Source organism: bacterium (assembly GCA_041648665.1).
GTDB lineage: Bacteria > UBA10199 > UBA10199 > 2-02-FULL-44-16 > JAAZCA01 > JAFGMW01.
Window position 1 is genome coordinate 1 of record JBAZOP010000190.1, and the last position, 2,952, is coordinate 2,952.

Consider the following 2,952-nt stretch of genomic DNA (forward strand, 5'->3'; position numbering starts at 1 on the left):
CAGGATCTTTCTTATCTCCTGGGCGTTCGCCATCGTGCCGCCGCGCGACACGGCCCTGCTTATCCACGCGGGCGGAAGGTTTGTGAGTCCGGCATGTATCTTCTCTATTACCATATCACTGGACTATCACCGGCTGCTGCTGTGGGGCCTGCGGCAGGCAGAGCTCGCCGAACTCGTGCTCATAGCGGGCCAGGGAGTCGGCCATGGCGCGCATCATGCGCTTGAAGTTGGCGGGCGCCACCACTATGCGGGCGTTCAGCGTCGCGTTGGGCGGGAAGAGGCTGATGAAGTCCAGCACGAACTCCTCCCTGTTCATATGCACCAGCACGTTGTTGGCGTATGCGCCCGACATCACGCGCTCGTTTCCTGCTATGTTGACTTTGATCTCGGTTGCCTGTTTCTTATCCATTGTATCCTCCGTGTCCCCGGGGGAGCTTTAAATCATCCCAGGGACGGGTCTGGCAACATGTTTTTATAGGGGCTTTGGGTCCTGTCAGCGGGCTCACCCCCATTTGCGGCATCGCCGCGATCAATCACCTAGTTTTTGCGGATGGCTTTGCGCGGCTGCTGGCGTCAAATGGGGGTCCCCCGACCCGCTGCCACCCAAAGCCGACAATGTGATCATGTGATGAAGAATCTGATCAAAAAGTCAGCTGTCGAGTGCGGGTTTTCGCTGTGCGGGGTGAGCTCAGCTGCGCCGGTGGATGATCTGCCATATCTGGAGGTTGCGATCGAGGAGGGGAGGGTCGCCTCGATGAAGTATCTTGTCCGCGACCCAGCTGGGCGCTGCGATCCGCGCGCGTTGTTTCCGGCAGCCAAATCGGTCATCTGCTGCGCGCTGGCCCACAGGTTTGCGCGCGGCGCGGATTATCACGACGAGGTGAAGCAAAAGCTAGGGCTGCTGTGGGATGCGATAAGGGGGCGTGCGCCCGACGCGCGCGCGAAGATTTGCGTGGACACAAGTCCGATACTTGAGAAGGCGCTGGCGCAGCGGGCGGGCCTGGGCTGGATCGGAAAGCACACGGTGCTCGTGAACCGAGAGCTGGGATCGTGGTTTGTGCTCGGCGAGATCATCACCGATCTTGAGATTGAGCCCGATCCTCCGCACGATGATCTCTGCGGCGATTGCACGAAGTGTCTGGAGGCGTGTCCCACGCGCGCGATAATATCGCCGCGCGAGCTCGATGCGCGGAAGTGCATCTCCTTTCTCACGCTCGAGGCCCCGCGTTTGCGCTCAGCCGGCAGCGAATTGCAGGCAGCGACCCGCGGATTTTCCTACGGTTGCGACATCTGCCAGGAGGCGTGTCCCTACAATGCATTTGATCTTTTCATGTAGTGGCGGTTTTGGTAGATTTTTCCCTGTTCATCTTTTTAAAACCCGTTTTCAGGAGGGGGTATTATGAGAAAACCGCTGATGATTGTGGCGCTTCTGACCGTAGCGTTTCATTGCCTTGTCGGTTGCAGCGACGGAATCGACATGGATGTCGTGAACGTCAACAACCTCAACGGTGCAACCGGCGTGCCGATCGATTCCAAGTTTCAATACATAGCTTCCCCTGCTTTCGATTCGAGCACGGTGACCGGGGAGACGTATTTCATTGTTCCGGTTACGGGGAACAGCGCCTCGATCTCTGCGAAGGCCGCAATGGACGATACGATATGCGATCTTGAGGGTGCGCTTCCTGCGGCGCAGAGCTCAGCCATATCGACGTTCTTCGGCCTCATCCCATCGGGCGTGTTGTCGTACAACACGCAGTATGCGATCTGTCTGACAGAGGGCATAGCATATGAAAACGGCTCTGCGTTCGCCGGATTCATGGCGCGCTTCACCACGGCTGAGTCCTCGTCAGAGGTTACGACCACCCTTTCTCCTGCGGATGGAGCGACGGGAGTGGCTCTGGATGCGGCGGTTACGGCGGTATTCTCCGGTGAGATAACCGAGCCTGCGGATTGGAATTCATCGTTCACTCTCAAGAAGGACAACGCCGGCGACAGCCTCTGCACTTCTGTGACCTATGACAGCGCCACGCTGACGGCCACGTGCGAGCACGCGGATTTTGAGAAGGCTTCCAACTACACGGCGAGCGTGAGCGGGATTACGGATATTGCGGGCGCGGTGATCGGTACGGCGACCGCAGCTTTTGCGGCAAAGACGTCGGTCGTGATCTCTTCGATCAATATCCTGCGCCTGGACGGCGTTGAGCTCGATCTCACGGATCGGCCGATACCCCGTTCCGCGCGGATACAGTACACGCTGGGCGAGGCGCTGGCGGAGGAGGCGGACAGGGCGGCCTTCGAAGCGGCGATAGCGGTCACGGATGCGGAGGGGACCGAGGTGACAGGGACGTACGCATGGGCCGCGGACTACCTGTCGACGGTCTTCACGCCGAGTTCTAAGCTTGGGTATTCCACGGAATACACGATCACCGTGGACGAGGGTTCGCTGCCGGTGGCAGGTCTGTCCCTGAACGTGGGTGTGCAGCAGACGTTCACCACGATGGCCTATCGGGACATAAACGGCGACGGGTATGCGGATGCGGTCGTAGACGCGTCTGGCGTGGCAGGCGGCGCGAAGAACGGCGAACTATATGTATTCTTGAGCTCCGGCACGGGCGGCGTCTCTGACTGCGATCTCTCTGGGTCGTGCACAGCGGACACGGCAATCTTGGGCGCGGCTGCCAATGATTTGCTGGGACATTCCTTTTCCATCGGAGACGTAAATGCCGATGGGTATGCGGACGTGATAGTGGGAGGGGTGGACTACTGGGGGGGGCCCAATGCCGGGTGGGTATATGTTTTTCTCGGTTCAGCCGAGGGGATTGCAGACTGCGACCTCTCGGGGTCGTGCACTGCGGATACCACGATCGCGGCTGCGACCGCCGGCAGTTATCTCGGCACTTCGGTCTCCGCCGGCGACGTGAACAACGACGGATATGACGATCTCATAGTGGG

General features: G+C 59.6%; 3 protein-coding genes. 2 read left to right on the top strand and 1 reads right to left on the bottom strand.

The window, feature by feature from the left end; genetic code table 11:
• Positions 1–115: 115 nt before the first annotated feature.
• Positions 116–409, bottom strand: a complete 294-nt coding sequence (locus WC683_20535; protein ID MFA4974999.1) for a DUF3467 domain-containing protein — start codon at positions 407–409, stop codon at positions 116–118.
• 219 nt (positions 410–628) lie between these two features.
• Between WC683_20535 and queG the strand changes: the two genes are divergently transcribed.
• Complete coding sequence (gene queG, locus WC683_20540; GenBank protein ID MFA4975000.1) at positions 629–1,336, top strand: tRNA epoxyqueuosine(34) reductase QueG; 708 nt, start codon at positions 629–631, stop codon at positions 1,334–1,336.
• A 63-nt stretch (positions 1,337–1,399) separates the two neighbouring features.
• Positions 1,400–2,952, top strand: a 1,553-nt coding sequence (locus WC683_20545) for an Ig-like domain-containing protein (protein MFA4975001.1), incomplete at its 3' end; no start/stop codon positions are given.